The following is a 24,261-nucleotide window of genomic DNA, read 5'->3' on the forward strand; positions in this document are numbered from 1 at the left end:
CCATGTCCGGCCCAGCTTCCACTCCGCCCCTGCCCGGGGACACGGCCGCGCTGGTGACCCAGGTGGTGGACGAACTCGCCCGGCAACTGGCGCAGGACGACGCCCACTTCGCCGCGGGCCCGGCGGACGCGGCCGGCGACGCCCGAAGACGTGCCCTCGTACGCCTGCGGGTGCTGAGCGGCGTCAGACAGGCCCTCAGGCACCTGGAGGACCAGGCGGCCCGCGCCGCGGCCGCGAGCGGCGCCGGCTACCCCGAGATCGGCCGGGCCGTGAGCATGAGCCGCCAGGGGGCCCGTCGCCGCTGGCCCGGACTGATCACCAACCGCACACTCCCCCGACCTCTCCCGAACCCCGGAGCTCGTGACTGATGGCTGCCGCCGCAATCCGCCCCCACGACGTCCTGCTCGTCGAGGACGACGTCGCAGACGCCATGCTCATCCAGGACGCCCTCGCCGAGCGCGGTACCCGTAACCTCACCCAGGTCTCCGACGGCATCGCGGCTCTGGAGTACCTGCGCGACCCGGACAACGAGCGCCCGGACCTCATCGTGCTCGACCTGAACATGCCGCGCATGAACGGGCGCGAGTTCCTGGCCGTGGTCAAGGAGGACGCCGATCTGCGGACCATCCCGGTCGTCGTGCTGACCACGTCCGCCGCGCCCGACGACGTCACCGGCGCCTACCGCCACCACGCCAACGCGTACGTCACCAAGCCGGTGAACCTGGAGGACTTCGAGGCGGCCGTCCGCAGCATCGACACCTTCTACCTCGACATCGCCGTCAAGCCCCCCAGGGAGTAGGTCAGCCGGCGCCGAGCATGCCCTCGCGCAGACGGGCCAGGAGACGTGTGATCAGGCGGGAGACGTGCATCTGGGAGACGCCGAGGTGTTCGCCGATCTGGGCCTGGGTCAGTTCCTCGACGAACCGCATGTGGATGATCTGCCGGTCGCGCTCGTCGAGTCCGGCGATCAGGGGCGCGAGGGACTGGAAGTCCTCCACGAGTCCCAGGGCGGTGTCCTCGGCGCCGATGAAGTCCTGCAGCGCCGCCTCGCCGTCCTCGCTGCCGCCGATCGTGGCGTCCAGGGACGAGGAGTTGTAGCCGTTGGAGGCGAGCTGGGCCTCGACGACCTCGGCCTCGGGCAGGCTCATCAGCTCCGACAGTTCCTTGACCGTCGGGGTGCGGCCCAGGCGGCTGCGGAGTTCCTCGGTGGCGCGGGCCAGCTGGACGCGGGCCTCCTGCAGGCGGCGCGGCACGTGCACGGCCCAGGTGGTGTCACGGAAGAACCGCTTGATCTCGCCGACGATGTAGGGCACGGCGAAGGAGGTGAACTCGACCTCGCGGGACAGCTCGAAGCGGTCGATCGCCTTGATCAGGCCGATCATGCCGACCTGGACGATGTCCTCCATCTCCTCCGGCCCACGGCTGCGGAACCGGCCGGCCGCGAAGCGGACCAGGGACATGTTCATCTCGATCAGCGTGTTGCGCGCGTACTGGTACTCGGGCGTGCCCTCCTCCAGCACCGCCAGCCGGTCGAAGAAGAGCCTCGACAACTGCCGTGCGTCCTTGGGCTCGACCTGGGAGGGGTCGGCTATCTCGGGTATGCCCACGGCCACTTCAGTACTCTGCACGGTCGTCGTCGCCATCATCCGCCCCTACCAGTCGATCGGCCTCGTCACGGTCGGTCTCCCGCCGACGCTCCCCCGTATACCCCGGCTCCCCTCCAGCATGCCTGCGGGAACGGCGAGTTTTCCAGGTCCTGCGGCGGGACGGTCGGGGCGGCCGGTCCCGTCGGCTGCCGTGGAGGGCTCCCCGGGGCTCCCGGGCTCACTGCTGGACCGGGGCCGCGTCTCCCCTCGTGTTCCTCGCCGGCTCCGGTTCCAGGGGGATGGTGGCGGTGACGGTCTTGCCGACCGCCTCGCGCCGTACGACGAGTTCGGCGGTGACGGCCTTCACGATCTCCAGTCCGTGCTGGCCCACCCGCCGGGGGTCGGCCGCTCGTGCGGCGGGCAGCACGGGGTCGCTGTCCCACACCTGCACCTCGACCGCCTCACCGGTCAGGCGGAGCCGCAGCAGGAGCGGACCGGGCGCGTACTTGCAGGCGTTGGTGACGAGTTCGCTGACCACCAGCTGGATGAGATCCAGTCGTCGAGCCGGAACGGCCCGCCCGCGGCCGGAGGCGACCTCGGTGAGGAACGCGGCGGCCAGGTGGCGTGCCTCGGCTATGCACCCTTCGGCGCCGGACAGCGCCGCCGTCGTCGTCGACCCGTCGGCGTCCGGTCCGCCCCGCCACTCCCCTGCGCGCTCCTGGTCCATTCCCTCTGCCATGCCCCCTCATCCGCACGAGCCCCCGCCCGGGCGGGTGACGGGCCCGCGCCGCACGTACCGGTGACAGGGCCCTCCGGGTCCATAACGAGTACCACGTACGGGCGGTTCCGCGACGAGGAAGTACGCGATCCTCCAGGTCTGCCGTGGTCGAACCGGGGCAATCGAGCTGGTGCACAGCACACCCGATTTCACACACCGAGGTGAACCATGACGCAGGATCTGACCCCGAAGTACACGGTTCCGGGAATCGAGCGGCAGGCGGCGGGCCGGCTGATCGGGGTGCTCCGGCTGCGTCTGCACGCGCTCAACGACCTGCATCTGACGCTGAAGCACGTGCACTGGAACGTCGTCGGGCCGCACTTCATCGCCGTGCACGAGATGCTGGACCCGCAGGTGGACAGGGTCCGGGGCATGGCCGACGACGTCGCGGAGCGCATCGCGGCGCTGGGCGGTGTCGCACAGGGCACGCCCGGAGCGCTGGTCGCCGAGCGCCCCTGGGACGACTACTCGATCGGCCGGGCCGACGCGATCGCCCACCTCGGTGCGCTCGACCTCGTCTACACGGGCGTCGTCGAGGGGGTCCGTGCCGCGGTCAAGGAGGCCGGTGACATCGACCCGGCCACCGAGGACCTGCTCATCGGGCAGCTGCGCGACCTGGAGCAGTTCCAGTGGTTCGTACGCGCCCATCTCGAGAGCGCCGGGGGAACGCTCGCGACCGGCCGGGCGAAGACAGAGGTGGAGGCCGCCGAGAAGGGCGCCGAACTGAGCTGAGCGACAACGCATGCGGCTCCGCGCACCCGGAAGGGGCGGCCGCGTCCTGCGCCGCCGCCCCTTCCACCCCACCCGCAGACCACACGAACGGGACAGAGCGTGATCCTCGACGGCATACCAGCGCCTCCTGCCGGGAGCGCCGGACCGGACCTGGCCGCCCGCAAGCAGCGGCTGCGCCGGCGCCTGGAGCGGCTGATCGGCGTGGCCGCGACCGAAGGCAACGACCTGGTGCCCCTGCGCAACGGTGACGAGATCTTCCCCGCGATGCTCGGGGCGATCCGCTCGGCCGAGCACACGATCGACATGATGACGTTCGTCTACTGGCGTGGCCAGATCGCCCAGGAATTCGCCGGCGCCCTCGCCGACCGCGCCCGGGCGGGCGTGCGGGTGCGCCTGCTGCTCGACGGCTTCGGCGCCAAGGAGATCGAACAGCGGCTGCTGGACCTGATGGACGCGGCCGGTGTCGAGGTGGCCTGGTTCCGCAGACCCGCGTGGCTGTCTCCGTTCAAACAGAACCACCGCTGCCACCGAAAGGCCCTCATCGTCGACGAGCAGACCGCCTTCACGGGGGGTGTCGGCATCGCGGCGGAGTGGTGCGGCGACGCCCGTACTCCCGGCGAGTGGCGCGACACCCACGTCCAGGTGCGCGGGCCGGCCGTGGACGGCGTCGCGGCGGCGTTCGCACAGAACTGGGCGGAGTGCCACGAGGAACTCTTCGACGACCGCGACCGCTTCGTCGAGCACCCGCAGCCGGGCCGGTCGGTGGTCCAGGTCGTCCGCGGCTCCGCGAGCATCGGCTGGCAGGACATGCAGACCCTGATCAGGGTCATGCTCACCTCCGCCGAGGAACGCTTCCGCCTCGCCACCGCCTACTTCGCCCCGGACACCTTCTTCGTCGACCTGCTGTGCGCGACCGCCCGCCGCGGCGTGAGCGTGGAGATCCTGCTGCCCGGCCCCCACACCGACCAGCGCGCCTGCCAGCTCGCCGGCCAGCACCACTACACCCGGCTGCTGGAGGCGGGCGTACGGATCCGCCAGTACCAGCCGACCATGATGCACGCCAAGATCATCACCGTGGACTCCGTGGCCGCCCTCATCGGATCCACCAATTTCAACCGCCGCTCCATGGACCACGACGAAGAGGTCATGCTCGCGGTCCTGGACGAGGCGTTCACCGCGTCGCTCGACCGGGACTACGACGCGGACCTGGAACGCAGCGCGGACATCGACCTCGGCCGGTGGAGACGCAGGGCGCTGCTCCAGCGCGCCAGGGAGGTGGCCGTCGTCCCGATCCGGCGCTTCCTCTGACGTCGGGCGGGGACATACCTGTTCCATCCGTCCCGGGTTCCTACGATGTCAGGCGCGGTGGCCCTTGCCGGTGCGTACGGGAGTCGTCGGGCCGGGGGTGCTTGCCCGGCGGCTCTTCGGGTACCGCGTTTGAATAAGGGTGGTAACCGTATGGACGGGCGATTACGGAAAGCGATGCGTTCGTGACTGGCCTCAGTGGTTCCGGAGACGGCCGGGCGAGTGGCCCGGGCGGCGACCCCGTGTCCCTCGCATCGACGATCTCCGGAGCCGTGGACGGCCTGGTCGACCTGTGGTCGCTCGCCGCCCAGGGGGCGAGTCTGCGGCTGTCCCCGCATCAGTTGCGGGCCCTGCGCATCCTGGAGGCCGGGCCGGGGCTCAATCTCACCGCCCTGGCGGCGGGCATGGAGATCGGGCTGCCGACCGCGAGCCGGCTGTGCGACCGGCTGGAGGCGGCCGGTCTGCTGGACCGCGTGCTGCACCCGCAGCGGCGCCGTGAGGTGAAGCTCCACCTCACGGGGCACGGCCGGCAGGTGCTGGCCGAGGTGGCCGCGCGCAGGTCCGAAGCGCTGGCCGCCGTCCTCGCGGCCATGGAGCCGGCCGAGCGGGAGGACCTGAGGCGGGGCCTGCAGGGCTTCCTGACCGCCCGGGACGACGGCTCCCCGGACGGACCGGGCGCCGGCTGACCGGGACGCATCAGCCCTGGCGGCCCCGCCAGTCGAGGCAGACCACGGCGGCGTCGGAGACCAGGTCGCTGCTGCCGTAGTGCTCGATCAGCCCGGAGACGACCGCGCGTGCCGTCTCGTGCGGCGGTCCTGGCCGGGTGGCGCTGAGGATCTGGCGCAGCGCGGCCTCACCGAACAGATCGCCCGCCGCGGAGCGGGTGCCGTGCACTCCGGAACTGACGACGATGAGCCGGTCGCCGGATTCGATCCGGAAGTCCTGCTCCACGTAGTCGGTCTCCTCGAACATGCCGAGCGGAAGCTGCGCTTCCAACTCGATGCGTTCGGCGTGGCCGGACCGCAGGCGGAACAGCTGGGGTGAGCCCGCGTCCACGGCGGTCACCGTGCCGGTGGCCAGGTCGAACCGCAGCAGCAGCGTCGAGGCGTACGCCTTGCCGCCGTACTGGGCGTAGACGGCCTGGTCGGCGAGGCACGCCTGGTCGGCCAGGGAGAGCCCGGCCCGGCGGGCGTTGCGCAGGGCGCCCACCGTCAGGCTGGTCAGGAGGGCGGCCTCGATGCCCTTCCCCATGCCGTCGGTGACGGTGAGGGTGAGGTGGTCGGCGCCGGCCGACCAGTCGAAGTTGTCGCCGCCGACGGAGTAGGCGGGCTCCAGATGGGCGCCGATGACGTACTCCTCGCGCACGGAGCCCCGGCCGGGGAGGAGTTGCCACTGCATCTCGGCGGCGAGGGTCAGGCGGCGGGTGCGGCGGGCCTGGAGGTACAGGTCGGTCTCGTGGTCGGCGGTGGAGACCTCGTGGCCGAGCGCGGTGGCGAAGTTCCTGAGCGCGAGCACGGTGTCCGGGTCCGCGGTTCCCGTGGGCAGGCGTACGGAGAGGATCCCGAGGCGGTCCCCGCGCACCGTGATGGGGAGATGCACCAGGTGGCCGGCCGGCTCGTCGAGCACCTCGATCACCGGGCTCTGCTGCACGAAAGCGCTGCCGGCCGGGCCCTCGCGCGCGGGAACCGGGTCACCCGTGTGAGGGAGGTGGGAGACCGGCTGCAGGACGAACAGCCCGTAGTCGGCGAGGAGGAGGGTCACCTCCCGGGCGCCGACGCGCTCGGCGAGGACACGGCGCGCCGTCTCGACGAGGGCGTGCGGCGGGGCCGCGCGCAGCTGGGCTTCCACCGAAGGCAGCGGTTCAGAGGCGTTCACGGCATCGGCCCTCCCGGCTCGTGGCCTCCACGCTACCGCGACCGCGCGGTCCGGCGGGCGCGGTAGCGGCGACCACCGAGACGACTCTTCTCATGTGCGATCGCGAACGGACCGGGTGGCGCGAACGGCGCGCCGGCGTCACGGACCCGTGGGCCTGCCCCGCCAGTCCAGGCACACGACCAGCGCGTCGTCGTCCGCGAGGGCGGCGGCGCCGCGGTGGCTGGTCAGCTCCCGCAGGATGGCGCGCGGGACCTCGGCGGCGGGCAGCAGCCGGGTGGAGTGGATGGCCCGGACGAGCGCCGCCTCGCCGTACGCCTCGCCCTTGGGGGACGCGACCGCGTGGACGCCGTCGCTGACGAACACGAGCCGGTCGCCGGGCTCGACGTGGAACTCCTGGGGGACGTAGTCCGTCTCCTCGAACATGCCCAGCGGGAGCTGGGCGTCGAAGGCGACGCGCTCGACGTTGCCGTCCCGAAGCCGCAGCAGCTGCGGGGAACCGGCGTCCACGACGCTCGCCCGGCCGGTGGCCAGGTCGAACTCGAACATCAGCACGGACAGGTAGCAGCGTCCCCGGTAGTGGGCGTAGACGGCCTGGTCGGCCAGGCAGGCCTGGTCGGCGATGGAGATGCCGGCGCGCCTGGCGTTGCGCAGTGCGTTGATGGCGAGGTTCGTCAGCAGGGACGCCTCTATGCCCTCGCCCATGCCGTTGGTCACGTAGAGCATCAGGTGGTCGGCCGTGGCGGACCAGTCGAAGTTGTCGCCGAAGATGGCGTACGCCGGCTCCAGCTGGGCGCCGAGGTCGTACTCGGCGCGGGAGCAGGACCGGCCGGGCAGCAGCTGCCACTGCATCTCGGCGGCCAGGGTGAGCCGGTCCTTGCGGCGCGCCTGCAGGTACAGGTCCGTGTCGCGCTCGGCCACGATCACCTCGTGCCCCAGCACCTCGGCGATGGCGGCCAGCTCGGGCAGGCGCTCGCGCGCCGTGTCGGGCCCCGGCAGGGTCACCGACAGCACGCCGAGCCGGTCGCCGCGCACGCTCACCGGCAGGTGCACGCGCGTACGGCCGTCGCGCCCCTCCTCGCAGTACGGCTGCTGGGAGCCGAAGGCCCGGCCGGCCGGGCTGCCGTGCACCGGCACGGGCTCCAGGGTGTGCGGCAGCACCGACACCGGCTGAAGCACCGTCAGGCCGTAGTCGGCCATGAAGAGCTCGACGGACTCCGCGTCGTACCGCTCCGTCAGGGCGGCGCGGACGGCGTCGAGCAACTCGTGGGGAGCCGCTGTGCGCAGAGCGCGTTCAGCGGCTTCGAATCTGTTCACGATGGGAAATACACCAATCCTTCTCCGGGCCACGTACGGACTCGCTCACGAAGCCCGGCTCGGTGAGGAGCCGTGTCGGCCGTCCCGAGTCATCTGTTGCCGGTGCGGGCGCCTAGTACGCTGACAGGCACCCCAGTGCCTGCGAGAGTGTGACCGTGACTGCCTTCCGCCGCCCGGAGCCCGACGAAGTCGCCCGTGTGACCACCACGGCCGTCGAGTTGCTGGAGGTCGTGTGGGGCCGGGCCTCGACCGCACCCACCTCCGCGTCACAGCTGCGCGTGCTGCACATCCTGGAGCACCACGACGGCATCAACCTGCGCACCCTCGCCGAGTCCCTCGCGTCCACCCCGCCGTCCACCAGCCGGCTGTGCGACCGGCTGCAGGCCGCGGGGTTCGTCGAGCGGGCGGTGAGCCCGGAGGACCGGCGCGAGGTGCGGCTGCACCTCAGCGGCCGGGGCCGCGCCTTCCTCGCCGATCTGCGCGCCCGCAGGGAACGGGAGCTGCAGAAGGTCCTGGCGGGTATGCCCGCCGCCAAGCGCGTCGCGCTGCTGGAGGGGCTGGAGGCGTTCTGCGCCACCGCGGCCACGCAGATACACGACGACGCGCCGGACTCGGGCGACCGGACCGCCTGACAGGCCGTGCACCGCGCCGGCGTCACCACCGGCTTTCGGCGATCGTGACCAGCACACGGAGCGGTCTCCCACCGGAGCATTCCAGGTCCTTCCCCGCGTACATCCGACACGGCTACTCTGTTGCCTTGTGGCTATTGTTGTCAAACGACAACAGTGCTTCGGGCATCCCCTGTCACGAAGCCGAATATCCCGGAACAGGGTGATCTGTCGCGACTGTGCGCCATGTCTCCCGATGTCACGGGCCCGGACGCGAACCGTCACGGCCTGAGAGCTTCACCCGGCCCGCGCGGCCGCCGGAACGGTCACGCCGGGTCCGGGGCCGCGCCGCACCAAGGAGAGATGCAGAGCGGTGGCACACAGACACCAGGGCGCGTACGGCCGCCCTGCCGGCTCGCCCGGCGAGCGGTACGAGCCGCTGCCCGCGCCGGCCGTCCAGGCACCGCCACCGGCCGGACGAAAACGGTCACCGATGATTTTCATGACCTCCCCAATACCCGCTGGGGCCCGTCACATGGCAGCCGGTCCTTTGGATCTGCGCGGTGTGAGGTCGGCCCGATGCGCGCGGTTCCCGGCATGAAAGTGCACGTGACCCGCCATGAGCAGACCTTCGTCGTCACCGTGCGGGGCGAGGTGGACCACGACGACTCCGAGGACTTCGAGGCGGCCTGGGAGGCGGCCGACCGGGCGGCGCTGCCCGTGACGGCGGTCGACCTGTCCCAGGTGGGCTTCGCCGACAGCATGCTCCTCAACGCCCTCCTCGAGACCCGGCGCCGTCATCTGTCCGACGGCCGCGACCTCGTGCTGCTCGGACCCCTGCAACCGGCGGTCGTACGGCTCCTGACCATCAGCGGCACCCTCGACCACTTCACCGTCGTCGACGCCGGTCCCGGCGGCACGGACACCGTCACACCATGAACAGCACTACAGCGGGTAGGCGGACACCACACGGCACGAACACTGTGTGATCAAGAGACACGGACCAACCACGCATGGAGACCGTCCATGGTCGTCACACTCAGGAAGCAGGCAGCGGACGAACGACGCCGGGCGGCACCCCTGCGGCACAGCGCCACCTGGGACAGGGCCGGAACGTCCATCGCCGACGCCCGGCGCGCGGTCCGCGGCCTGCTGGCCCTGGCGGGACACCGTCCCGACCGGCGGCCGAGCCAGGACGCCCAGCTCGTCGTCAGCGAACTCGTCACCAACGCACTGAGGCACGCCCCCGGGCCGGGCGCCCTGCTGCTGGAACTGAGGCCCGGCACGGACGTGTTGTGGATCGCCGTCCAGGACAGCTCACCGAGCCCGCCCGAGGTGCGCACCCGGGACGCGGCAACCGCCGGCGGTCACGGCCTGCGGCTGGTCACGCGGCTGTGCGAGCAGGTGCACACCATCCCGTGGAAGCTCGGCAAGCAGGTCATGGCCCGTCTGGTGCTACAGCCGCAGACCGGCTGACCGCGGTCGTCCGCCGACGCCGCCTGCGCGGCGCGGCCGGTCACGTCACACCCGCTCCGGTCATGCCGTCGTCCGGCTCGGCCGCCGCCGGAGCGGTGAGGTGGTCGAGGACGTTGGTCAGGCGGAGCATGCGCTCCAGGACGTCCGGCCGGTTGTCCAGGTGCAGGGTGGCGCCGGCCGCGCTGGTACGGCGGTGGATCATCAGCAGGGCGGACAGGCCCGAGGAGTCGATCCAGGTCAACCCGCCGAAGTCCAGGCGCACATGGCGCCACGGCGGCGGCTCGGCCGTCAGCTGTCCGGTGACCGCGTCGAGCAGGTCCTCGCTGGTGTCGTAGTCGAGTTCTCCAAGGACACGCACGGTCAGCGTGCCGGGTGCACGCACGAAGTCGACGGCGAACTCGGTGGGGGGTGGATTGATCATGAGCGGGTGTGGGGGCCGGGGACAGGACGGTCGTGCAGGGCGGCGGTGCCCTCGTGGATCAGGTGCGTGGCGCGGGGGAAGTCGCGCAGTCGGCCCGCGAGGACGTCCAGGGCCGTCAGCAGGGAGTGGGCGGGGACGCGGCGGGCTTCGAGGATGCCGGCGGTCCAGGTGAGGAAGGTGGTGAACACCTCGGGGTCGTCGACGTAGAGGGCGGTGGCGAGGAAGTCGACGATGTGGGCGATGTCCTCGGCGGTCCGCTCGCGCTGGGCGTCGTCGTAGCCGCGCATCGCGGGGAAGCGGGATTCCAGCTCGGCCAGCGTCTGTTTGACGAGCTGGGGACGGGACTGGACGACCATCGTGTACTCCTGGTCGGCCAGGTGCGGCAGGTCGTCCACCGCGTGCCGGCTCGCCGACGCGTCCGGGCGTGCCATGCCCTCCTCCAGCACGGCGACGGCGCCGCGTGCGTCGGGCGCCCACCGGTCGGCGCCCAGGGCCTTGGCGTAGCGGCCCTCGGGGCCGAAGGCGCGCCCACCGGTGAGGACGGGGACGCCGACGGCCTGGCAGGCGGTGACGGCGGCGTGCGCGGTGGGCAGATGGGTCGGCAGCGAGCCCGACAGCAGGACGGCGTCGGGATCGGTGCGGTGGAGATGGGCCACCAGGTGCGGGGTCGGGGTCTGGGCGCCCAGGTAGTCGACCCGCCAGCCGCCCAGCGAGAGGACCTCGGCGACGAGCCTGGCCGGGAAGGCGTGCCATTCCCCGTCGACGCAGCTCACGGTGACGCGGCCCCGGCGCTGCGCGAGGTCCCCGTCCCGCTGGTGCCTGACGTGGGCCAGGGAGGCGACGACCCGCTCGTTGATGGCGGTGGCGGCGTGCTCCTGGGCGACGGTGATGCGGTCGGCGGCCCATTCGGTCCCGACCTTCTCCTGCACCGGCGCGATGACCTCCAGCAGCAGCGTCTCCTCCGCCACTCCGTCGGCCAGCGCCCGGTGCACGACCTCGGCGGCCGCGTGTTCCTCGCCCTCGGCCACCGCCTGCCACAGCCGCTCCACCAGCACGGCCGTCGCGGGGGGTTGTCTCACGTGTTCCTCCTGCCGTTCCGGCCGCCCGCAGTCCCGTTGACGACCGTGAGCGAGCCGGTTCTGGGGGCGCTGACGGCAACGGCGGCGATGTCGTCGTGCGGGCCCGCGCCGATCCACTGGGCGGCCAGCATCTGCACCCGCTCCACGACCGCCTCCGCCGGCATGCCCGCGCACTCGGCCAGGACCCGGCGCAGCCGGTGTTCGCCGAAGAGTTCGTCGCCCAGCGGCCCGCCGCGCGCCTCGGTGATGCCGTCGGTGTAGAGAAGGCAGGTCTCGCCGGGCGCGAGCGCCGTCTCCACCGTGTTCGTCGTGACCGTGGGCAGCGCGCCCACCAGGGTGCCGAAGGTGGCCACCTCCTCGACCGTGCCGTCTGCGCGGACGATCAGCGGCGGCAGGTGGCCGGCGCTGGTCAGGCGCAGCTGCGCCCGGCCGCCGCGGCGGCGCACCGAGGCCAGCACCAGGGTCGCGAAACGGGCGTGATGCGACGTCACCAGGGCGCCGTTGAGCAGGTCGAGCACCCGCTGGTGGTCGTCGGCCAGGGGCAGCAGGGCGTGCAGGGTGTTGCGGATCTTCCCGGTCAGCACCGCCGCGTCCAGGCCCTTGCCCGCCACGTCGCCCAGGACGACGAGGGTCTCCCGGGTGGGGTCGGAGCCCGGATGGATGTCGTAGAAGTCGCCGCCGACCCGTTCGTGGTCCCTGGCCGCGCGGTAGCCGCCCGCGTACTCCACGCCGTGCACACTGTGCAGCGCCGGGGGCAGCAGTTCCCGCATCAACGTCGAGGTGATGGTGGCCTGTTCGGCGTAGAGACGGGCCGCGGACAGGGCGGCGCCGGCCCGGGCGGCGAACAGGCGGGCGAAGACCTCCTCGCCCTCGGTGAACGCCCGCTCGGTACTGGAGCGCAGCAGCACGAGCGCTCCCGCGGGCATGCCGTGGCCGGGCAGCGGCGTGACGATCACCGAGCCGACCTCCCCCGCGAAGCCCTCCGGGATCACCCAGTCGGGGATGTCGGCGGGGTCGATCCAGCGGGCCGGCACGGGCGGGAAGCCCTGCAGCGCCTCCTTCAGCCCCGGCACGCCGGAGACGTCGACCTTGCGGCTGGTCTGGGTGACGGGTTCGCCGCGTCGCGCGTAGGTCAGCGGGTAGCGGCTGCCGTGGGGCGGGGCGACGAGGACGGCGGCCTCGGCGAAGTGTTCCGCGGCCATCGCGGCGGCCACCTCCATACAGCGCGGCACGTTCAGCGTGGACAGCAGCGCGCTGGACACCTGGGAGAGAACCTCGGTCCGCGCCTGTGCGTCGGTCAGCGCCGACTCGGCCAGGCGCCGGCCGGTCTCGTCGACCAGCCACCACACCACGTCACCGTGGTCGCCCGGAGTCGGGTGCGCCTCGAAGTAGCGGTCGTCGATGCGTCCGCCCAGCGGGCCGGCCGCGGTGTCGCGCGGCCCTGCGCCGATGCGCTCGTGCGCGTGCCAGAGCCAGGAGGGCACCCTCTCGTGCAGCGGGTCACCGGTCTCGGCGTCGGGCAGCAGCAGCCGGGCGGCCTCGTTGACCTTCACGAGACCACCGTGCCGGTCGACGACCAGCACCGGACAGGGAGCTTCGGCCCACGTCTCACCGACCCCGAGGTCGGTGTCGGGCGGGCGGGCGGCGGAACCCTGGGGAGCAGACACAATCAGAGGCACGCAGGGTGCGCACCTCACCACCTTCCTGCCATAGAAAAAAGATGCCTTATGGCAACAGTCTCGCACCCACCCCCCTGATCGCAACCTACCGGGACCGCCCGCGCCGGGCGGGTCGCCCCGACGCGGGCCTGGTGGCTGCCGCTTCAGCAGCCGGAGTCGGCGACGACGAAGTACCCGGGCGAGGTCTCCTCAAGCGTGTGGACGACGGCGACGTTGAACAGGCCCATGTTCTGTCCCGAACCGTTGGCGTAGGTGTAGCCACCGCTCTGGTGGGCGCGTCCGGCCTGCACCTGGTCGTAGTTGTTGCCGGTGTAGCACTGGGGCGCGGAGCCCGTGGTCGTCGCCGTGACCGGCGCGGACATCGCGCCGACGGCGCCCGACGGGTCGACCGCGGCAACGGTGTACCGGTAGGCGGCACCGGCGGACAGGCCGGTGTCGGTGTACGTGGTGCCCGTCACGGAGCCGGTCCTCGCGCCGTCGCGGTAGACGTCGTACGAGGCCGCGCCGCCGACCGCGTTCCACGACAGGGAGGCGCTGCTACCGGTGGTGCCGGTCACCGTGAGGCCTGACGGGGCGGGCAGCGAACCGGTGCCGCCCTGGCCGCCGCCGTCCAGGCCCCAGAACTTCGCGGTGTAGTAGCTGGAGCAGATGTGGTCCAGGTAGTAGGTCCCGGTGCTGCCGCACTGGTCGGCGCCCGAGCCGGGGTCCACGGCGAGGCCGTGCGCCATGCCGGAGACCGAGAACAGGGCGACGGCGGGGTTGCCGGTGCCGTCGTCGTAGATGCTCTCGGTGGTGGGGCCGGTCAGGTCCTGGGTGCTGGAGGCCGTCTGCCCGGTGCCCCGCACGTCGGTCCACTGGTCGCGCAGTTCGGTGCCGTTGACGGGGGCGACGGTGGTGTCGGAGGTGCCCTGCCAGACGGCGACCTTCGGCCAGGGCCCCGGGTAACCGGGGTAGGAACCGCGGACCTTGTCACCCCACTGCTTCGGGGTGAGGTTCTGGTTGCCGTACTGACAGCCGGAGGCGGCGGCCTGCGTGGTGGCGCACTGCGCGGGGATGCCGGAGTCGACGGCACCGCCGGCGAACACGTCCGGGTAGTCGGCGAGCAGGTCGGCGGCCATGCCGCCGCCCGCGGACAGGCCGGTGACGAAGACACGGCCGCGGTCCGAGCCGTACTGGGCCACGGCGGTGTCGACCATCTGCACGACCGAGGCGGCCTCGCCCTTGCCCCGGCCGTCCTTGGCCGGGTCGAACCAGCTGAAGCAGGACAGGCTGTTGTTGGCCGCGCTGGTCTGCGGGTAGACCACGGCGAAGCCCCACTGGTCGGCGAACTTCTGCCAGCCGGAGTGGGCGTGGTAGTCGCTCGCCGACTGGGTGCACCCGTGCAGGGCCACGACCAGGGGTGCGCCGGCGGGCAGGCCGGACGGCGCGTACTCGTACATCGCCAGGTTGCCGGGGTTCGAGCCGAAGCCGGCGACCTGCTGGAGGGTGCCCGCGGCCGCCGCGCCCGGGGCGAGGGGGGTGAGGGCGGTGAGGGCCGCGGCGAAGGCGGCGAGCGCGGCGCCCAGTGCGGTGCGCCGGAGGAATCCGCGCCAGGTGGAGTGAGGCATGGGGCGACTCCGATGAGTGGTGGGGGAAGGGACGGGGAGCGCGGACGCGGCGCGCCGCCCGGCAGTCCCACTCCGCCCGGCGCCGCCGCGCCCCCTCCCCGTGGCCGGCCGGTACGGCACGGTGCCGTACCGGCTTGCTGACAGCGGACCGTACGACGGCCCGGCCCGCCTCGACATGTGACGGGCAGCCAGGATCGGGGTGCCCGGCGTGGCTCGTGCACCCATGGTGCCGTCGGTGACGCCGTGACATGCGGCAGACCGCCCGGGCCCACGCGCCGGCGCTCGCCGGGTGGCCCGCCCGTGCGGAACCCGCCGGGGGCGGCCTCCGGCCGCCGGCACATGGCGGTGCGGACCACCCCATGTCCCGGAAATGTATCGGCGCTCCACATGTCTCACCTGCTGGTTCCTACCTAGCGTGTTCGGCCATGGACAGCGCCAAGAGCCCCGCCGAGGGCTCGCCCCAGCACCCCGGGCCCGGTGACGCCACCGCGTCCGGTCCCGCACCGACCCGATTCCTCACCGGCCGCAGGGTCCTGGTCACCGGGGCGGCCGGCGGGATCGGCCGGGCCTGCGCCGAGGGCTTCGCCGCGGCCGGTGCCGAGGTCTACGTGGTGGACCGGGCCGCCGAGGCCGCCAAGGAGGTGGCCGCGGCGATCGGCGGGACCGCCGTCGTGGCCGACCTCTCCGAGGCCGGGGCCGTGGACGCGTTGCCGGACGACGCCGACATCGTGGTCAACAACGCGGGGCTGCAGCACGTCGCGCCCGTGCACGAGTTCCCGCCGGAGCGCTTCACGCTGATCCAGCGGGTGATGGTGGAGGCGCCGTTCCGCATCCTGCGCCGCACCCTGCCCCACATGTACGCGCGGGGGTGGGGCCGGGTCGTCAACATCTCCTCCGTGCACGGCCTTCGGGCGAGCGCCTACAAGTCGGCGTACGTCACGGCCAAGCACGCGCTGGAGGGCCTGAGCAAGGTGGTCGCCCTGGAGGGCGCCGCGCACGGCGTGACGAGCAACTGCATCAACCCCGGCTACGTCCGCACACCGCTGGTGGAGGAGCAGATCGCCGACCAGGCGCTCGCCCACGGCATCCCGGCCGCCGAGGTCACGGACCGGGTGTTCCTGGAACGCACCGCGATCAAGCGCCTGATCGAGCCGGCCGAGGTCGCCGCGGCGGCGCTGTGGCTGTGCACCGAGCACAGCGGCTACGTGACCGGCAGCTCGATCCCCCTGGACGGCGGCTGGACGGCCCACTGACGGACCCGCCCCGGCCGCACCGCGTACGCGGAGGTCGCGCGGGGCAACCGCGCACCCTGCGGCCGCTGCGGCCGCTGCCCCCGGGCCCTGTCGGGTGCCGGGACCGGCACGGCTCTTCGCGCATCGGGCGGTGGCACGCCCGGGCTCGGTCGTCAGGGGCCGGTCCGGCGCACCGCGGCCGCCGCGGCCACCCGGGCCACCGCCGGCCGCCAGTGGTCGAGCCCCGGGACCCGCAGACCGACGACCTTGCCCGCGTCGTCGGCGCGCCGCAGGGCCACCGCCGCCGCGAAGTCGGGATCGGCCTCGAACGCGGCCGCCTCGTCCGGTGTCATGGCCCCGCCCTGGCAGTCGAGGGTGCGGGCGCTCTCCGCGGAGAGCGCGAGGTGCGGGTCGGTCGCCGCGAGATACCGCTTGGCCGGGATGTGGAGCGCGACGAGGCGCACGGTGCGCGGTCCGAGCAGGCCGGCGACGGCCTCGGCGGCGTGCTCTCCGTGCCCGGCCTCGTCTCCGGGCACCAGGTGGTGACCGATGTCGTGCACGAGCCCGGCGACCTGGAGCTCGTCGTCGTCCGGGTGCCGCTCGGCGAGCACCGCGGCCACCTGGAGGCCGTGGTCGAGGATGTCCACCGGATCTCCGGAGCGGTCGGGGGTGTCCCAGACGTCCTCGCAGTCGGCCAGCAGGGCCATGAGCCCGTCCACGGATTCCACGGGCCCGGCGGAGCCGGCAGACGATGTCGAATAGCTGTTCACCCCGGCAGGCTGCCGACCGGGAACGAACGGAAGGTGGACGCGAGGCGTCCCCGCGGCGATGGAGGGCCGGGTGACCGACGCCCGGTACGCGGCGCCGGGACCACCCGCTCCCCCTCTTCAGGCGCCGTCCTTCGTGTCGTGGGCGACGAATCTCAGCTCCGAGGTGTAGCGGCGGCCCTGGTCGTCGCTCAGCCAGGTCTGTTCGGGAGTCGGCAGCATCTCGGTGATCGTGACGACGGCCTCCGGGTCCCTGCGGGCCAGGCGGCGCAGCGCCTTGGCGAGGATCGTGACGTAGACGGGGCTGTCGAAGTCGACGTAGAAGGGGCGGGACTCGGTCGGGGAGACGACGAACACGTAGCGCGGCAGGCCCAGTTCGGTGCGCCAGCGGCGGGCCCGGACGAAGCGGCGGGCCTCGTCCCTCTCGTCGGCGAAGTGCGCGCCCGCCGCGGACGGCCGCCAGGTCTCCCGGGCGATGACCAGGCGGTCGACGGTGACCCGCGGGGTGTGGCCCGCCTCCGGCAGGACCCGGACGAGGTCCATCGCGAGGGTGGTGAGGACGTGGGAGAAGACGTCGACCGCCGGGAACCGCGAGCCGTCGGGGAGCCGTACGACAAGGTCCTGGCCGTGTTCCTCCACCGTCGCGTCGGCACTGCGCACGGCTCGGGGGCGAGCCGGGTCGGCGGTGAAGTCGGCCAGGGCGACCTGGTGGTCCTCGGGGCGGACGAGCGTGTGGCGGACCCGCGCCGACAGGCGCGCCCGGTGCTCCTTGGGGATCAGGGGCATCAGCCGCGGGCCCGGATGGTCGCGGTCGGTCAGCCGGAACAGCTCGGACACGTCGGGGTGCTGGTGGGTGAACAGTGAGGCGCCCAGGGTGTTGGAGGCGACGTGGAGTTCACCGAGCACCGCGGTGAAGTCGCCGCGCGCCACCGCCTCCGGTCCCTCGGCGGCGATCATCAGGTCCGGGCTCAGATAGCGGGCGGCCGTCCAGCCGCCGGCCGAGTCGCCGAACTCCGCGCGCACGGCCGCCTCGATGTCCGCGTACCGCACGGTCACCCGGCGGGCGTCGCCCGGGGCGGCGAGGATGCGCTGCCAGCGCGCGGCGAACTCCCGCTGCAGTTCGCGGGCGGTGGTACGGGCGGTGCCGTGCAGCACCGGCAGGCACTCGAACCAGAAGGACGCCAGATCGACCGGGCCGGCCCCGGCGAGCCGGTCATGAACGCGGCGGGTCTCGGCCGTCACCGCCGCGGCGAGCCGGGAGGTGAGCCAGCCCGCGCTGTCCATCAGCAGCCGCAGCGGGCGCAGCGCGTCGAGCACGGGCGGGCCGAGCCGGACGGTGGCGGACCGGCGGGTGTCGGAGTACACCAGCGCCCGGCAGGGCGCCGTCGACTCGGACTTCTCGCGCACGGCGGCGGTCGCGGTGAGGTCGGTGAACTCCCCCTCCAGCGCCGCCATCGCCTCGACCAGCGCGCCGACGCCGCGGGCCGCCGCCACCCGCGCGCGGCCCGCCTCCAGCCGGTCCAGCGCCGCCAGTCCCCGCAGGCGGGGCCCGGTCGCGCCGACGGACTCCAGCCAGGCCCGCAGCGCCCGGTCCGGGTGGGTGCCGGCGGGGATCTCCAGGCGCCACACCACCCAGCGGCGGGACACCAGGTCGGCCAGGACCGCGGGGACGTCGGTGCCGGGCAGTTCGCCGGCGATGGCCCGGGCCGGCCGGACGCCGTCACAGCGGGCGAGGACGGCCGCCGCCTCGGCGGAGACGGCCACCGGGCGCCGGCCCGGCATCCGGACCCGGTCCCCGTCGAGGGCGACGAAGGGCACGCGGCGCGGGGCGACCCACTCGTGCAGTTCCGGGTCGGCGTCCAGGGTCCGGGCCAGTGCGTCGATGCCCCAACTCGCCCAGTACACGGTCGAGGACTCGGTCAGTCCCCGGCCGGGGTCGACGTCGACGCCCCGCGCGGTCTGGTCCCAGCGGCCCCAGCCGACCGGGCCGAAGAAGCCGATGGTGTCGTTCTTGACGCAGAACCGCTGCCAGTAGTGCGCGACGAGTTCCTCGCGCTGGCGGGGCATGCTGCTGCGGCCCTCCGCGCTCGGCGTCCAGCGCAGGAACGGCGCGATCCCGGAGGCGAGCACCGGCCGGTTCTGCCAGGCCACGGCCTCCCGGAAGGCCGGTGTGCGGGCGATGTCCTGGAGGGTGTGCGCGCTCTCCACGGCGGCGTCCGCGAAGAGCCGGGCGAAGTCCTCCCAGCGCTCGCCGTCGAGAGCGTCCTCGGCGGTGAACTTGTCGGCCGCCTGGGCGAGTCCTGCGGGGGCCAGACGCAGCACGCCGTCGGCGGGGAAGCCCGGCCCGCGCAGCGCGAACTGCTCCCACAGCCGCCAGCGGCCGAGGGACGGCACGAGGTCTTCGGTCATGGCACGGCTCTCCTTGGGTAGCGCGGGTGGACGGTGCGGGCCGGTGCGGGGCCGCGGCGGTGCGGTGCGCGGGGCCGGTCAGGCGGTGCCGTAGTCCGCGTCGACGACCTCGGCCAGCTCCCGGGGCGTGGGGTAGGCGAAGACCAGCGAGACCGGGACGTCGGCGCCGAGGACTTCCTGGAGGCGGCCGGTGATCTGGAAGGCGGTGAGCGAGTCGCCGCCCGCCTCGTAGAAGTCGGTCTCGGGGGTGAGTTCGGGCAGGCGCAGCACGTCCCGGAAGATGCCGACGAGCAGGTCGACGGTGGCGGTGGCGACGGTGGCGGTGACGGTGTTCGGGGTCATGTCCGTACTCCTTCAGTGATGTGACGAGACGTCAGTGATGGGCGGGGGTGGTGATGTTGGCGAGCTCGGGGTGCAGGGCGTGCAGCCGGGCGGGGGTGTTGCCGCCGGAGACGACGGCCACGGCCCGTTCGCGGCGCCCGGCGCGCAGCGCTCCGGCCAGGGCGACCGCTCCGCTCGGTTCGGCGTCGACGCCATGGCGGTGCAACAGGGCGGCCGTGGCGAGGATTTCGGCGTCGCCGACGGTGATCAGCTCGTCGACGCGGTCGCGGATGATCGGATAGGGGACGGCTCCGGGGCGCTGGCCGCGCAGCCCGTCGGCGACGGTCGTGCTGGGCGGCAGCTCGACGGGCCGGCCGGCGGCCAGGGAGCGGGCGTAGCGCGCGGTGGCGGACGGCTCCACGCCGATCACCCGGACCGGGCGGTGCAGGGCGGCGAGGCAGACGCCCGCGAGGAGTCCGCCGCCGCCCGTGGGCACGTAGACGCTCTCGACGTCGGGTGCGTCGGCGAGCAGTTCGGTGCCGACCGTGCCCGCCCCGGCGACCACCAGTGGGTGGTCGGACGACGGGACGAGGACGGCGTCCCGTTCGGCCGCCAGAGCGCGGGCGCGCTCCTCGCGCTCGGCCACGCCGCCGCCCACCTGTACGGTCTCGGCGCCGAGGGCCCTGACGGCGGCGGCCTTCGCCGGCGCCGCCCCCGCCGCGAGGACGACGGTGAGCCGGATGCCGAGCGAGCGTGCCAGCCGGGCCAGCGCGATGGCGTGGTTCCCCGAGGAGCCGGTGACGACCCGGTCGGCGCCCAGGGCGAGGACGGCGTTGGCGGCGCCGCGCATCTTGAACGAGCCGCCGTGCTGGAGGTGTTCGGACTTCAGCAGCAGGCCGGGGCCGAGTGCGCCGGTCGCGGGGCCGCGGACCAGGGGGGTGCGGACGACGTACGGGGCGATGCGGGCGGCGGCGGCACGCAGGTCGGCGACGCCGGGGCCCCGGCCGGGAGCGCCCGGTGCCGGCTCGGCGGCGGTCCCGGTACCGGGGCCCGGGGCTGCGGGCCTCGGCTCGGGGCCGGTCCTGGGGCCGGGGGCCCTGAGGGGTCTCGGCCGGGCGGTGGCCGACCGCGGGTCCGCCGTGGTGCCCCGCAGGTCGAGGGCGGTCATGCGGTGCTCCCCGTGGCCAGGAGGCGGCGGTCGGCCTTGCCGCCGCGCGTGGTCGGCAGCGTGTCCAGGCGCAGGAACCTGCGCGGCATCAGGTGCGGTGGCAGGGACCGGGCGAGGTGGCCGCGCAGCTCGGCGTCCGTGCTGCCGGACAGGTCGCCGGTGAGGTGGGCGAGCAGGTACACGCGCCCCCGGTCGTCGGTGTGAGCCGTCACCACCGCACCGGTGACGCCCGGGTGGGCCAGCAGGGCCCCCTCGATCTCCGCCGGGTCCACGCGGTAGCCGCGGATCTTGACCTGACGGTCGGTGCGCCCGGCGTAGTGCAGTCCCCCGGGGCCCCACCAGCCGAGGTCGCCCGTGCGGTACAGGCGGGCGCCGGGCGGCCCGTAGGGGTCGGGTACGAAGCACTCGGCCGTGCGGGCCGGGCGCCCCCCGTAGCCGCGGGCCACGCCCACTCCCCCGATGTACACCTCGCCGACCGTGCCGTCGGCGACCCGCGCCAGGTCCGCGTCGAGCACGCGGACCACGGCACCGGCGCGGGGCGTGCCCACGAGGTCGGCGGAGGGGTCCGGCGGGGCGGGTACCGAGTGCCGGGTCGTGGTCATCGTGCACTCGGTCGGGCCGTACTGGTTGACGAGCCGGCCGGGGACGAGCGTGCGTCCGCTCGCGGCGAGGAACGGCCGCAGGGACTCGCCGCTGGAGGCGACCAGGGTGACACCGGCCAGCGGTTCGGTGAGCCCCGGCTGCGTCGCGAGGTGCGACAGGAAGAAGGGGGTCACGCTGAGGAGGGCCGTCACCCGGTGCTCGCGGACGGTACGGGCGAACTCCTCGGGGCGCAGCAGCCGGGCGCGCTCCACGATCACCAGTCGTGCGCCGGCGACGAGCGGTACGAAGGTGTCGCGGATGGAGGCGTCGTAGCCGAGCGGTGCCGTCTGCAGGGCGACGGTGTCCGGGCCGAGGCCGAACGCCTCGGCGGTGTCGCGCAGATAGGCGTCGAGGGCGTGGTGTTCGACCAGGACGGCGCTGGGCCGGCCGGTGCTGCCGGAGGTGTGGCTGACGTAGGCGAGCGCGCGTGGGTCGACCGGTTCCGGTGGCGGGCCCGGCGCGGTCCCGGGCCGGTCCAGCAGGACCGCCGCAACGCCCAGGTCCAGGGCCGGGGCGAGGGCCGCGTGGGTCAGCAGCAGGCGGGCGCCGGCGTCGCGGACGAAGGCGGCGAGGCGGTCGCGGGGCTGTCCGACGTCCAGGGTGAGGAAGGCCGCGCCGCAGCGCAGCACCGCGGCCATGGCCGCGACGGCGTCGGTGCCGTGCTCGACGGCCACGGCGCAGACCGTCTCCTGGCGGGCGCCGTGCGCCCGCAGCAGACGGGCGATCTCCTCGATCCGGGCGGCGAGCCGGCCGTACGTCACCTCGCCGTCGGGGGTGCTGAGCGCGACGCGGTCGGGGTGCCGGGCGGCGTGTGCGGCGATGGTGTCGGCGATCGTGCGCATCACGCGTCCTCCGCACCGGTGACGGTCTGGTCCACGGCGACGAAGCGGAGTTCGGAGGTGTAGCGGTGTCCCTCGTCGTCGGTGAGCCAGGCCTGCTCGGGGGTGGGCAGCATCTCGCTGACCTTGAGCCGGGCGTCCGGGTCCTTGCGGGCGAGCCGGCGGGCCGCCTTGGCGAGGATGGTGACGTACACGGGGCTGTCGAAGTCGACGTAGAAGGGCCGGGGTTCGGTCGGCGAGACCACGAACACGAAGCGGGGCAGCTCGTGTCGCTGCCGCCAGTGCCGGGCCCGGACGAAGCGGGCGGCCTCCGCCTTCTCGTCGGCGAAGTCGACCTCGGCGACGGGCAGGTGCCAGGTCTCACGGGCGAGGATCACGCGGTCCACGGTGATGCGTGGGGTGTGCGCGCCCTCGGGGCGGAGGGTGAAGCGGTCCATGACGCGCTGGGTCAGGGTGTTGGCGTACACGTCGAGCAGGTCGTGGCCGGTCCCGTCGGGCAGGACCGCGGTGAGCCGGCCGGCCCGGTCCTCGACGGTGACGTCGGCGCCGAGGTGGGTGCGCGGGCGGTGCGGGTCGCCGGTCTGGTCGACCAGGGCCACGTAGTGGTCCTCGGGCCGGTCCAGCGAGGGCCTGCTGCGGGTGGACCACTTCAGGGGCAGTTCCTTCGCCAGCATGGGGAGCAGGCGGGGGCCGGGGAAGTCGCGGGTGGTCTCGGCGAGCAGCTCGTCCCGGTCGGGATGCTGGTGCACGAACAGGGAGGCCCCCATCGTGTTCAGCGCGCAGTGCATCTCACCGAGGACGAGTTCCACCTCGCCCCGGGCGAGGGCGATCTCGTCGTCGGCGATCACCAGCAGGTCGGGGCTGAAGTACCGGGCCAGCGACCAGCCGTCGCCCGGTTCGTCGAACGCGCGGCGGACCCGTTCGGCCAGGTCGGCCGTGGTCAGCCGGACGCGGCGCACGCCCGCCGGGAGGTCCAGGACGCGGGCCCACTTGGCGCGTAGTTCCGCCTGTACGGCGTCGATCAGGTCGCCGGCGTCGGGGTGCGGCGACGGCAGGGTGTGCAGCCACAGCGTGCCCAGGTCCACGGGTTCCCCGGTGGCGCGCAGAAGGTCGTACACGGTACGCAGGCGGACGCGGATGGCGTCGGCGAACCGGTTCGTCATCCAGCGGGCCGCCGTCAGGCACAGCTGCAGGGGTTCCAGGTGGGCCAGCAGGCCGGCACCGGCCGTGGCGGTCGCCGCACGGCGGGCGTCGGAGTACACCAGGCCCCGGCAGGGCGCGGTGCGTTCGCCCTTGGCCCGCTGCGCGTCGCTGTCGGTCAGCGCGGCGAAGTCTGCCTCCAGGGCGCCGATCGCGGCGGTCAGTGCGCCGGCGTCGGTGCCGGCGGCGCGTACGGCGTCCCGGCCGCGTTCCAGCACGGCGAGCCGGTCCAGGGCCCGGGTGCGGGCACCGACGTCGGGGACGCGTTCGAGGATGCTGCGCAGGGCGCGGTCGGGATGGGTGGCGGCGGGCACCTCCAGGCGCCAGTGCACCCAGCGACGGGTCACCAACTCGCGTACGGCGGCGATGACTTCGTCCACGTCCACGCGCAGCTCGGCAGCGATCGCGCCCAGGTGCCGAGTGCCGTCGCAGCGGTGGAGCACGGCCAGCTCGACCGCGCCGATCCGCTGCGCGGGACGCCCGGGGACCCGGACCGTGCCGTCGGCGCAGCGCACGAAGGAGACCCGGCGCGGCGGGATCCAGCGCATCAGCGCGGGGTCCTCGGCGAGCACCTTCGCGAGGGCGTCGACGGCCCAGCCGGAGAAGTACACCTCCTGCGCGGCGAGGAAGCCCTGCCCTGCGTCCACGGCGACGGCACCCGGTGCGGTCTGGTCCCAGCGGCCCCAGCCGACCGGGCCGAAGAAGCCGATGGTGTCGTTCTTGACGCAGAACCGCTGCCAGTAGTGCGCGACGAGTTCCTCGCGCTGGCGGGGCATGCTGCTGCGGCCCTCCGCGCTCGGCGTCCAGCGCAGGAACGGCGCGATGCCGGTGCGCAGCACGGCGGGGTTCTGCCAGGCGAGGGCCGCCTGGAAGCGGGGCTGGGCGGCGATCTCCTGCAGGTGGTGGGCGGTGCGGACGGCGGCCGTGGCGAGGTCGGCGGCGAAGGCCTGCCACTCGGGTCCGGACAGCTCGGCGCCCGGGCCGAACTTGTCGGCGGCCTCGGCCAGTCCGGGTGGGGCGAGGCGCAGCACGCCGTCGGCGGGGAAGCCGGGGCCGCGCAGCGCGAACTGCTCCCACAGCCGCCAGCCTCCGCCCGGCAGCAGGACAGGTGCGTGCTGGTCCGACATCGCGTGCTCCTTCCGAAACAGGGGGTGCGCGGGGGTCGGGCGGCCGGCCCGTCGGCGGGCGCCGCCGGGTCGCCGGGTGCCCCGCGACCGGACAGC

The 24,261-nt window shown here is 73.7% G+C and carries 23 protein-coding genes; 9 read left to right on the forward strand and 14 right to left on the reverse strand.

Annotation, left to right across the window (positions count from 1 at the left end; genetic code table 11):
• Window positions 1-2 precede the first annotated feature (2 nt).
• Window positions 3-368 (forward strand): hypothetical protein, encoded by a 366-nt coding sequence (locus ACZ7FF_RS06605; protein ID WP_470810031.1) that lies wholly within the window; start codon window positions 3-5, stop codon window positions 366-368.
• Window positions 368-799, forward strand: a complete 432-nt coding sequence (locus ACZ7FF_RS06610; RefSeq protein WP_470810033.1) for a response regulator — start codon at window positions 368-370, stop codon at window positions 797-799. Before ACZ7FF_RS06605 ends, ACZ7FF_RS06610 begins: the two co-directional genes overlap by 1 nt.
• Before the next feature lies 1 nt (window position 800).
• Here the strand turns inward: ACZ7FF_RS06610 and ACZ7FF_RS06615 are convergent, their stop codons facing one another.
• Window positions 801-1,643, reverse strand: a complete 843-nt coding sequence (locus tag ACZ7FF_RS06615) for an RNA polymerase sigma factor SigF (protein ID WP_470810035.1) — start codon at window positions 1,641-1,643, stop codon at window positions 801-803.
• A gap of 181 nt (window positions 1,644-1,824) precedes the next feature.
• A complete protein-coding gene (locus ACZ7FF_RS06620; protein ID WP_470810036.1) occupies window positions 1,825-2,325 on the reverse strand; it encodes an ATP-binding protein in 501 nt (166 codons plus the stop codon).
• Window positions 2,326-2,532: 207 nt separating this feature from the next.
• On the opposite strand from ACZ7FF_RS06620, the gene ACZ7FF_RS06625 reads away from it, so the two are divergent.
• From ACZ7FF_RS06625 to ACZ7FF_RS06635, 3 genes are all read left to right on the forward strand, one after another.
• The gene (locus tag ACZ7FF_RS06625; protein WP_470810037.1) at window positions 2,533-3,096 is read left to right on the forward strand and encodes a Dps family protein; all 564 of its coding nucleotides are present in this window, start codon (window positions 2,533-2,535) and stop codon (window positions 3,094-3,096) included.
• A gap of 99 nt (window positions 3,097-3,195) precedes the next feature.
• Complete coding sequence (locus ACZ7FF_RS06630) at window positions 3,196-4,404, forward strand: phospholipase D-like domain-containing protein (RefSeq protein ID WP_470810038.1); 1,209 nt, start codon at window positions 3,196-3,198, stop codon at window positions 4,402-4,404.
• Between the two features lie 182 nt (window positions 4,405-4,586).
• Window positions 4,587-5,087 (forward strand): MarR family winged helix-turn-helix transcriptional regulator, encoded by a 501-nt coding sequence (locus ACZ7FF_RS06635; protein WP_470810039.1) that lies wholly within the window; start codon window positions 4,587-4,589, stop codon window positions 5,085-5,087.
• Between the two features lie 10 nt (window positions 5,088-5,097).
• Here ACZ7FF_RS06635 and ACZ7FF_RS06640 read toward each other — a convergent pair whose 3' ends face one another.
• A complete protein-coding gene (locus ACZ7FF_RS06640) occupies window positions 5,098-6,276 on the reverse strand; it encodes a PP2C family protein-serine/threonine phosphatase (RefSeq protein ID WP_470810041.1) in 1,179 nt (392 codons plus the stop codon).
• Window positions 6,277-6,414: 138 nt separating this feature from the next.
• Window positions 6,415-7,590: a PP2C family protein-serine/threonine phosphatase gene (locus ACZ7FF_RS06645; protein ID WP_470810042.1), complete on the reverse strand. Its 1,176-nt coding sequence runs from the start codon at window positions 7,588-7,590 to the stop codon at window positions 6,415-6,417.
• Between the two features lie 197 nt (window positions 7,591-7,787).
• Between ACZ7FF_RS06645 and ACZ7FF_RS06650 the strand changes: the two genes are divergently transcribed.
• The 3 genes from ACZ7FF_RS06650 to ACZ7FF_RS06660 all read left to right on the forward strand — a co-directional run bounded on the left by ACZ7FF_RS06650 (window position 7,788) and on the right by ACZ7FF_RS06660 (window position 9,674).
• Entirely contained in the window at window positions 7,788-8,222 is a 435-nt protein-coding gene (locus ACZ7FF_RS06650; RefSeq protein ID WP_470810586.1) for a MarR family transcriptional regulator, read from the forward strand.
• A 585-nt stretch (window positions 8,223-8,807) separates the two neighbouring features.
• On the forward strand, window positions 8,808-9,137 hold the full coding sequence (locus ACZ7FF_RS06655; protein WP_470810043.1) for an STAS domain-containing protein: 330 nt from the start codon (window positions 8,808-8,810) through the stop codon (window positions 9,135-9,137).
• 87 nt (window positions 9,138-9,224) lie between these two features.
• On the forward strand, window positions 9,225-9,674 hold the full coding sequence (locus tag ACZ7FF_RS06660; RefSeq protein ID WP_470810045.1) for an ATP-binding protein: 450 nt from the start codon (window positions 9,225-9,227) through the stop codon (window positions 9,672-9,674).
• Between the two features lie 40 nt (window positions 9,675-9,714).
• On the opposite strand, the gene ACZ7FF_RS06665 is transcribed toward ACZ7FF_RS06660, so the two are convergent.
• The 4 genes from ACZ7FF_RS06665 to ACZ7FF_RS06680 form a co-directional block, all read right to left on the reverse strand.
• Window positions 9,715-10,095 (reverse strand): STAS domain-containing protein, encoded by a 381-nt coding sequence (locus tag ACZ7FF_RS06665; protein WP_470810047.1) that lies wholly within the window; start codon window positions 10,093-10,095, stop codon window positions 9,715-9,717.
• On the reverse strand, window positions 10,092-11,174 hold the full coding sequence (locus ACZ7FF_RS06670; protein WP_470810048.1) for a cobalamin B12-binding domain-containing protein: 1,083 nt from the start codon (window positions 11,172-11,174) through the stop codon (window positions 10,092-10,094). The genes ACZ7FF_RS06665 and ACZ7FF_RS06670 overlap by 4 nt, the downstream gene beginning before the upstream one ends.
• Window positions 11,171-12,841, reverse strand: a complete 1,671-nt coding sequence (locus ACZ7FF_RS06675) for a PP2C family protein-serine/threonine phosphatase (protein WP_470810587.1) — start codon at window positions 12,839-12,841, stop codon at window positions 11,171-11,173. Before ACZ7FF_RS06675 ends, ACZ7FF_RS06670 begins: the two co-directional genes overlap by 4 nt.
• A gap of 155 nt (window positions 12,842-12,996) precedes the next feature.
• Complete coding sequence (locus ACZ7FF_RS06680) at window positions 12,997-14,460, reverse strand: extracellular catalytic domain type 1 short-chain-length polyhydroxyalkanoate depolymerase (protein ID WP_470810050.1); 1,464 nt, start codon at window positions 14,458-14,460, stop codon at window positions 12,997-12,999.
• 425 nt (window positions 14,461-14,885) lie between these two features.
• On the opposite strand from ACZ7FF_RS06680, the gene ACZ7FF_RS06685 reads away from it, so the two are divergent.
• Entirely contained in the window at window positions 14,886-15,713 is an 828-nt protein-coding gene (locus ACZ7FF_RS06685) for a 3-hydroxybutyrate dehydrogenase (protein ID WP_470810051.1), read from the forward strand.
• A gap of 152 nt (window positions 15,714-15,865) precedes the next feature.
• On the opposite strand, the gene ACZ7FF_RS06690 is transcribed toward ACZ7FF_RS06685, so the two are convergent.
• From ACZ7FF_RS06690 to ACZ7FF_RS06715, 6 genes are all read right to left on the reverse strand, one after another.
• Window positions 15,866-16,420 carry an HD domain-containing protein gene (locus ACZ7FF_RS06690; RefSeq protein ID WP_470810052.1) on the reverse strand — a complete coding sequence of 185 codons (555 nt, stop codon included), beginning with the start codon at window positions 16,418-16,420 and terminating at the stop codon, window positions 15,866-15,868.
• Between the two features lie 159 nt (window positions 16,421-16,579).
• Window positions 16,580-18,868, reverse strand: a complete 2,289-nt coding sequence (locus tag ACZ7FF_RS06695) for a lantibiotic dehydratase (protein ID WP_470810053.1) — start codon at window positions 18,866-18,868, stop codon at window positions 16,580-16,582.
• A 78-nt stretch (window positions 18,869-18,946) separates the two neighbouring features.
• Window positions 18,947-19,210: an acyl carrier protein gene (locus tag ACZ7FF_RS06700; RefSeq protein WP_470810054.1), complete on the reverse strand. Its 264-nt coding sequence runs from the start codon at window positions 19,208-19,210 to the stop codon at window positions 18,947-18,949.
• Window positions 19,211-19,241: 31 nt separating this feature from the next.
• A complete protein-coding gene (locus ACZ7FF_RS06705; RefSeq protein WP_470810055.1) occupies window positions 19,242-20,357 on the reverse strand; it encodes a threonine ammonia-lyase in 1,116 nt (371 codons plus the stop codon).
• Window positions 20,354-21,841, reverse strand: coding sequence for an amino acid adenylation domain-containing protein (locus ACZ7FF_RS06710; protein WP_470810056.1), 1,488 nt, complete (start codon window positions 21,839-21,841; stop codon window positions 20,354-20,356). Before ACZ7FF_RS06710 ends, ACZ7FF_RS06705 begins: the two co-directional genes overlap by 4 nt.
• A complete protein-coding gene (locus ACZ7FF_RS06715) occupies window positions 21,841-24,165 on the reverse strand; it encodes a lantibiotic dehydratase (protein ID WP_470810058.1) in 2,325 nt (774 codons plus the stop codon). Before ACZ7FF_RS06715 ends, ACZ7FF_RS06710 begins: the two co-directional genes overlap by 1 nt.
• Window positions 24,166-24,261: the final 96 nt, after the last annotated feature.

This window comes from Streptomyces sp. NPDC037126, assembly GCF_055605965.1.

Bases quoted from the DNA above. Each gene is read 5' to 3' on its own strand.
- ACZ7FF_RS06665 (WP_470810047.1), bottom strand. From the start codon at position 10,095: ATGATCAATCCACCCCCCACCGAGTTCGCCGTCGACTTCGTGCGTGCA.
- ACZ7FF_RS06710 (WP_470810056.1), bottom strand. From the start codon at position 21,841: ATGCGCACGATCGCCGACACCATCGCCGCACACGCCGCCCGGCACCCC.
- ACZ7FF_RS06615 (WP_470810035.1), bottom strand. From the start codon at position 1,643: ATGGCGACGACGACCGTGCAGAGTACTGAAGTGGCCGTGGGCATACCC.
- ACZ7FF_RS06620 (WP_470810036.1), bottom strand. From the start codon at position 2,325: ATGGCAGAGGGAATGGACCAGGAGCGCGCAGGGGAGTGGCGGGGCGGA.
- ACZ7FF_RS06605 (WP_470810031.1), top strand. From the start codon at position 3: ATGTCCGGCCCAGCTTCCACTCCGCCCCTGCCCGGGGACACGGCCGCG.
- ACZ7FF_RS06660 (WP_470810045.1), top strand. From the start codon at position 9,225: ATGGTCGTCACACTCAGGAAGCAGGCAGCGGACGAACGACGCCGGGCG.
- ACZ7FF_RS06680 (WP_470810050.1), bottom strand. From the start codon at position 14,460: ATGCCTCACTCCACCTGGCGCGGATTCCTCCGGCGCACCGCACTGGGC.
- ACZ7FF_RS06705 (WP_470810055.1), bottom strand. From the start codon at position 20,357: ATGACCGCCCTCGACCTGCGGGGCACCACGGCGGACCCGCGGTCGGCC.
- ACZ7FF_RS06695 (WP_470810053.1), bottom strand. From the start codon at position 18,868: ATGACCGAAGACCTCGTGCCGTCCCTCGGCCGCTGGCGGCTGTGGGAG.
- ACZ7FF_RS06700 (WP_470810054.1), bottom strand. From the start codon at position 19,210: ATGACCCCGAACACCGTCACCGCCACCGTCGCCACCGCCACCGTCGAC.
- ACZ7FF_RS06715 (WP_470810058.1), bottom strand. From the start codon at position 24,165: ATGTCGGACCAGCACGCACCTGTCCTGCTGCCGGGCGGAGGCTGGCGG.
- ACZ7FF_RS06685 (WP_470810051.1), top strand. From the start codon at position 14,886: ATGGACAGCGCCAAGAGCCCCGCCGAGGGCTCGCCCCAGCACCCCGGG.
- ACZ7FF_RS06610 (WP_470810033.1), top strand. From the start codon at position 368: ATGGCTGCCGCCGCAATCCGCCCCCACGACGTCCTGCTCGTCGAGGAC.
- ACZ7FF_RS06625 (WP_470810037.1), top strand. From the start codon at position 2,533: ATGACGCAGGATCTGACCCCGAAGTACACGGTTCCGGGAATCGAGCGG.